Here is a 5,641-nt window from a genome sequence, read left to right as displayed (position 1 = left end):
GAACAGAGGGCCGCCTAACATGAGCACCTGACCGGAACAGAACCGGTGCAGGTCCAAAAGCGTGCTCGCTTGCTGCGAAGTTGAGCACTGCACGCAGGGTTCCCATCGTCCGAGCGATGCTGCTGCCGACGATGCCGCGCGCGAGCAGCCAGTCCCTGAACCTATTGGCATCAGCACGGGTGTAGTCCAGCAGACGCTTCTCGCCAACCGCTTCACGAAGGTATTCGGCAACACGCTCAGGAGCCCTCAGGAAGGTCTCGGACTTCCCAGCGCCTTTGAGTCGCTTGTAAAGCGCCACCGCCTCGGTGAGCGTTGGATTCGCTACTTCGGGCTGCGCTTCGACCTTCGACGGAACGGCAGGGGCAGGAGATGCGGGCACCTCTTCCAAAAGCATATTTGAGCCGGGAACGCCCGAGGTCATGCGCAACTGGAACCAATAATCGTCCAGCTTGGCAGCGACACGTCGGGAGCGCTGATCGGCCACCTTTGGGGAACGCGTTCGCAACGAAAACGAGATTCTCTGTGACCGATATTTCGCCCGAAGATCGGCGGGAACCTTCCGAACGAAATAATAGACTTCGCCCTTCTGGAAGGTGTATTTTACAGGAAGGTTATACACGTGGTTCTACGCCCCAAGCCGTTGAAGACGGTTTCTCAACGATTTCAGAACCTTAGCTTGAGAAAATGGTGCCCAGAGCCGGAATCGAACCAGCGACACACGGATTTTCAATCCGTTGCTCTACCAACTGAGCTATCTGGGCACCGTCGGCATCTGCCGTTTGGTGAGGCGGTATTAAGCGAGGGCGCGGGGGCTGTCCAGAGGGTTTGGGCAAAAAAGATCAGTGACGCGGATTTTCTTCTGGGGCTTGGCCGCTGGGGGCAGGGTCGTCTTCTTCCTGGGCGGTGCCGGGAATGACATAGCTGCCTTTGAGCCACCGCCCCAGATCAATGTCCGCGCAGCGGCGCGAACAGAAGGGGCGGTATTTCGCATCCGTGTCTTTCTGGCAGATCGGGCAGGTCATGCCCGCCCCGCCAGAAGCTCGGTCAGGGGGAGGCGGTCGCGTTTGCGGACCAGCTCGTAATTGCCCAGCGTCGTCCAGCCCGAAAGGCTCGTCTCGGCCGATTCGCCCTTGAAGGCTGCGCGCAGGACCTGGTCCAGCGTGGCGCGGTCTTTCTTGGGCATGGGCGCGAAATCGACGACGATCTGCCCGCCCAGACCGCGCAGGCGCAGCTGCCGCGGCAGATCGCGGGCGGCGGCGACATTGGCCTTGAGGCTGGCGGCGGGGCTCGTGTCCGGGCCGGTGTTCACATCGACCGCCACAAGTGCGCGCGTCGGTTCGATGAACATCTGTCCACCGCCCGGCAGCGCCACACCCGGCGCAAGCAGGGTGTCGAGCATTTCCAGCACGCCGTGATTGCCGAAAGACCCCGCCGCGTCGTCCAGGTCATCCGGGGTCGGATCGGTCCAGTCGCGCCAGGCCTGTTCATGGGCCGAGGCGCCATCAACCAGCAGCTCGGGCTTGCCGTCCACATCCTGAAGCACCGCAACCGCAAGGTCGCGCATGGCAAGGATGTCTTCGGCGATCTCCGCCTCATCCGCGGCTTCGCAGGCCGACCGCAGGATCAGACCAAGGTCTTTGGGCGCCCCCTCCATCCCCGCCTGAGCGAGGCTGTCGAGATCGGCGCGCAGATCCTCATCCCGGATGCGGCGGCTGATGTTCAGGCCGGGGGCGCCGGGGGTGATGATGGCAAAGCGGCTTTTGAACAGAAGCCGCGTGGTGACGGGAATGGCCTTGCCGGGTTCGGCCGTGCCGCTGACCTGCACCAGCACCGCCTGACCGGGCGCAAGGCCCGAGACCTGCCGCAGAAAGCCGCTCTGCCCGTCGGGCATGCGGACAAAGACGCCACCCTGGCCCTTGACCGGGCGGTCCACGATGCCGCGATAGATGGCGCCGGGCAGGGGCGCGTCGCCCGCCGGGTCCAGCACGAAATCCTGCAGGACCCCGTCCACGATCAGCGCCGCAGCCTCGCGGTCTTCGATGCGGTCGAGTGCGATCACGCGGCCCTTCATGCCTTGTCTCCGTATACGGGATAGCCGGCCGCGGCGAGAAGCACGGCCGTTTCTGCCACGGGAAGGCCCACCACGCCGGTGAACGACCCCGAAAGCCATGTGATGAACGCCCCGGCGAGGCCCTGAATGGCATAGCCCCCGGCCTTGCCTTCCCATTCGCCACTGGCGAGATAGGCGTTCAGTTCAAGATCCGAAAGCCGTTTCATCTTCACATCCGTCACCACTTCGCGCACCCAAAGGCGCGGTCCGCGGCGGACGGCAATGGCGGTGATGACCTGATGGCGGCGCCCGCCCAGTAGGGTCAGAAAGGCCGCGGCCTCGCCCGCATCGGCGGGCTTGCCCAGAATGCGGCGGCCAAGCGCTACGGTTGTATCGGCACAAAGCACGATATCATCCGGCCCGGCGGCAACCGCCTCGGCCTTTTCCCGGGCCAGACGCGCGCAATAGGGGCGCGGAAGTTCCCGCGGCAGCGGGTCTTCATCAATGTCCGGGGGCAGAATCGCGTCGGGGGCAATGCCAAGCTGCGCCAGAAGATCTTTCCGGCGCGGGCTGGCGGAGCCGAGGATCAGCTTCACTTGAAACGATAGTTGATGCGGCCTTTCGACAGGTCATAGGGGGTCATTTCCACCTGCACCTTGTCGCCTGCCAGAACGCGGATGCGGTTCTTGCGCATCTTGCCTGCCATGGTTGCGATCAGTTCATGGCCGTTTTCCAGCTCGACCTTGAATGTCGCGTTCGGCAGGAGTTCCTTGACGACACCGGGGAATTCGAGCAGTTCTTCCTTGGCCATGGTCACTCCAAATGGGTTCGGCCCGCGACGGGTTCGCAGGCTCAGCCGCTAGATGCGCCTGTTTCACCTATTTTTCAAGGGGGAATCGACGCCGCAGGCCAATCAACGCCGGGCGCGGGCCAGTCGGTCGGCCTGTTCGCCCCAGTGAAGATGGTTCAGAACCCCGCCCGCGCGACGCACCTCGGCAATCGCATCGCGTGAGATGGTCGCATAGGCCCACCCGGGTGCGTTGAGCGGCGTCTCCGTGAAGATGCCGTTTTCGGGGAAACCCAGATCGGGCGGGCCATAGATCGCGGCGCTGCCTACGTTTTCATCGACCGCGGGGCAGAAATCGCACAGGCCCACGGTCGGCGAATGCACCACAACGCATTGATTTTCCAGCGCCCTTGCCATAGCACCGACACGGACGCGGGTAAAGCCGCGGAAGCTGTCCGTGCAGGACGGCGCAAGCAGGATCTCGGCCCCCTGTTCGACCAGCGCGCGCGACAGCAGCGGGAATTCGCTGTCATAGCAGATTACCACGCCGATCCGGCCCAGCGGGGTGTCAAAGACCGGCAGGCCCTGACCGGGCGCGACAAACCAGATCTCGCGTTCAAAGCGCGTCATGATCTGCTTGTCCTGATGGCCCAGAATCCCCGTGGGGCCATAGAAGGTCGCGCGGTTGACGGGGCGGCTGTGCGGGTCTGGAAACACCGGCCCCGAGGCGCCAAGGATATGCACCCCATGCTGCGCCGCAAGCCGCAGGTGCAGGGCATCGACCTCGGGCCGCCAGCGTGCGACTTCATGCAGGCAGGCCTCCAGATCGGCGGCAACGGTGGCGCCACCCAGGCTGCCCAGTTCCATCGCGCCATATTCGGGAAAGACCAGAAGCTGTGCGCCGGTGGCAGCGGCCTCGGCCACCCAGGCTGAAAGCTTGGCCTCGTATCCTGCGAAGTCTGAAAAGAAATCAAGCGGATAGGCGGCGGCGGCGATTTTCACATCGGTCATGGCGGCTCCTGCAATCGGGGGCAGATTGCCACGGGCGCGCAGGGACCGCCAGCCCGCGCGCGACGGATTACCACGCCAGCACGCCCTCTTCCCCGCCGCCGCGGACCACGCCGACCAGCCAGTCACGGAAGGCCACCAGCGGGGGGAAGGTTTCCGCGCTTTTGGGCCAGACGAGGTAGTAGCTGCCCTGGCTGGGGACCGCGCCGCCCCAGGCATCGACCAGCCGTCCGTCGGCCAGCTCGGCCTTGGCCAGAAACTCGGGCAAAAGCGCAATCCCCATGCCATAGATCGCCGACTGGATCATGGGCGCGAACTGGTCAAACAGCATCCCCAGCGGCACGGCGGTTCGAACGCCATGATGGGCGAACCAACCCGCCCAGGCATCGGGGCGGGTTTCCAGTTGCAGAAGCGGCAGGCCGATCAGATCCTGCGGGCCGGAAATCGGGTGGCTGGCCAGAAAGCCCGGTGCGGCGCAAGCCACCATGCGCTCGTCAAACAGCTTGGCAAAGCCTGCGTCGGGCCAGGTCGGATCGCCAAAGTGGATGGCGGCATCGAACCCCTCTTCGGCAAAGTCGAAGGGGCGCAGGCGCGTGCCAAGGTTGATGGTGATCCCCGGATGTTCGGCCAGAAAGCGCGGCAGGCGGGGGGCGAGCCAGCGCGTCCCGAAGGTCGGCAGGATCGAGAGCGCGAGCGTCCCCCCCCCGGGTGCCGAGCGCACCCGCATCGAGGCGCGGCTGATTAGGTCCATCGCCTTGGCCACGTCCCGGGCATAGGACAGCGCGTTTTCCGTAGGCACCAGCCGCCGCCCCTCGCGCCGGAACAACTGCACGCCCAGTTGCGCCTCAAGGTTCTGGATCAGGCGGCTGACCGCGCCCTGTGTCAGGCTCAGGTCATGGGCGGCGGCAAGGGTGGATCCGGTCCGGATCACCGATTCAAAGGCCATCAGCAGCGAAACCGAGGGCAAAAGGCGGCGGGGCGTCGCCATTACTATTCCTTTCACACATATATAAACGCCGATATAGCGTTATCTTTGCCCCAAACAAACCCTTATACGCATATCAACCCGATCTGGAGTGAGGCGTGGAAATGGCCCTGAAACCGAAGGATATGCCTGAGCTTGGTGTTTTTGACTGGAGCGATGCGTTTCGTCTTGAGGATCAGCTGACGGAGGAGGAGCGGATGCTGCGGGATGCGGCGCGGGCCTATGCGCAGGACAAGCTGCAGCCGCGGGTGACGGCGGCCTACCGTGAGGAAGTGACCGCGCCCGAGATCTTCCGCGAGATGGGCGAGATGGGCCTTCTGGGCGTGACGGTGCCCGAGGAATACGGCGGGCTTGGGGCTTCGTACGTCTCTTATGGCCTGGTCGCGCGCGAGGTGGAGCGTGTGGACAGCGGCTATCGCTCGATGATGTCGGTGCAGTCGAGCCTCGTGATGTACCCGATCTATGCATATGGATCGGAGGCGCAGCGGCAGAAATACCTGCCGAAGCTGGCCAGTGGCGAGTATATCGGCTGCTTCGGCCTGACCGAGCCGGATGCCGGGTCGGACCCGGCCGGCATGAAGACGGTCGCGCGCAAGACGGCCTCGGGCTATGTGCTCAATGGCGCGAAGATGTGGATTTCGAACGCGCCGATCGCCGATGTCTTTGTCGTCTGGGCGAAATCCGAGGCGCATGGCGGCAAGATCCGCGGCTTTGTGCTGGACAAGGGGATGCCGGGGCTTTCGGCGCCGAAGATTGGCGGCAAGCTCTCGCTGCGGGCCTCGATCACCGGCGAGATCGTGATGAAGGATGT

The 5,641-nt window shown here is 64.3% G+C and carries 8 protein-coding genes and 1 tRNA gene; 1 reads left to right on the top strand and 8 read right to left on the bottom strand.

The window, feature by feature from the left end:
* The 8 genes from IE101_RS19505 to IE101_RS19470 form a co-directional block, all read right to left on the bottom strand.
* The coding region (locus IE101_RS19505) for a DUF6538 domain-containing protein (RefSeq protein ID WP_373296139.1) at window positions 1-619 on the bottom strand (619 nt) is incomplete at its 3' end.
* A 66-nt stretch (window positions 620-685) separates the two neighbouring features.
* Window positions 686-761: transfer RNA gene (locus IE101_RS19500), tRNA-Phe, on the bottom strand.
* A 78-nt stretch (window positions 762-839) separates the two neighbouring features.
* On the bottom strand, window positions 840-1,022 hold the full coding sequence (locus tag IE101_RS19495; RefSeq protein WP_189635504.1) for a DNA gyrase inhibitor YacG: 183 nt from the start codon (window positions 1,020-1,022) through the stop codon (window positions 840-842).
* On the bottom strand, window positions 1,019-2,071 hold the full coding sequence (locus IE101_RS19490; protein WP_189635503.1) for a ribonuclease E/G: 1,053 nt from the start codon (window positions 2,069-2,071) through the stop codon (window positions 1,019-1,021). The genes IE101_RS19495 and IE101_RS19490 overlap by 4 nt, the downstream gene beginning before the upstream one ends.
* Window positions 2,068-2,646 carry a Maf family protein gene (locus IE101_RS19485; protein ID WP_189635502.1) on the bottom strand — a complete coding sequence of 193 codons (579 nt, stop codon included), beginning with the start codon at window positions 2,644-2,646 and terminating at the stop codon, window positions 2,068-2,070. Before IE101_RS19485 ends, IE101_RS19490 begins: the two co-directional genes overlap by 4 nt.
* A complete protein-coding gene (gene infA, locus IE101_RS19480; protein ID WP_054301515.1) occupies window positions 2,643-2,861 on the bottom strand; it encodes a translation initiation factor IF-1 in 219 nt (72 codons plus the stop codon). The genes IE101_RS19485 and infA overlap by 4 nt, the downstream gene beginning before the upstream one ends.
* A 102-nt stretch (window positions 2,862-2,963) precedes the next feature.
* A complete protein-coding gene (locus IE101_RS19475; RefSeq protein WP_189635505.1) occupies window positions 2,964-3,839 on the bottom strand; it encodes a carbon-nitrogen hydrolase family protein in 876 nt (291 codons plus the stop codon).
* A gap of 76 nt (window positions 3,840-3,915) precedes the next feature.
* Complete coding sequence (locus tag IE101_RS19470) at window positions 3,916-4,833, bottom strand: LysR family transcriptional regulator (RefSeq protein ID WP_189635501.1); 918 nt, start codon at window positions 4,831-4,833, stop codon at window positions 3,916-3,918.
* A 101-nt stretch (window positions 4,834-4,934) separates the two neighbouring features.
* On the opposite strand from IE101_RS19470, the gene IE101_RS19465 reads away from it, so the two are divergent.
* Window positions 4,935-5,641, top strand: a 707-nt coding sequence (locus IE101_RS19465; RefSeq protein ID WP_189635500.1) for an acyl-CoA dehydrogenase family protein, incomplete at its 3' end; no start/stop codon positions are given.

Source organism: Gemmobacter lanyuensis, assembly GCF_014652355.1.
Lineage (GTDB): Bacteria > Pseudomonadota > Alphaproteobacteria > Rhodobacterales > Rhodobacteraceae > Gemmobacter > Gemmobacter lanyuensis.
The sequence above is the reverse complement of the archived record's forward strand: the minus strand, read 5'-3'. Positions and strand labels throughout refer to the sequence as shown.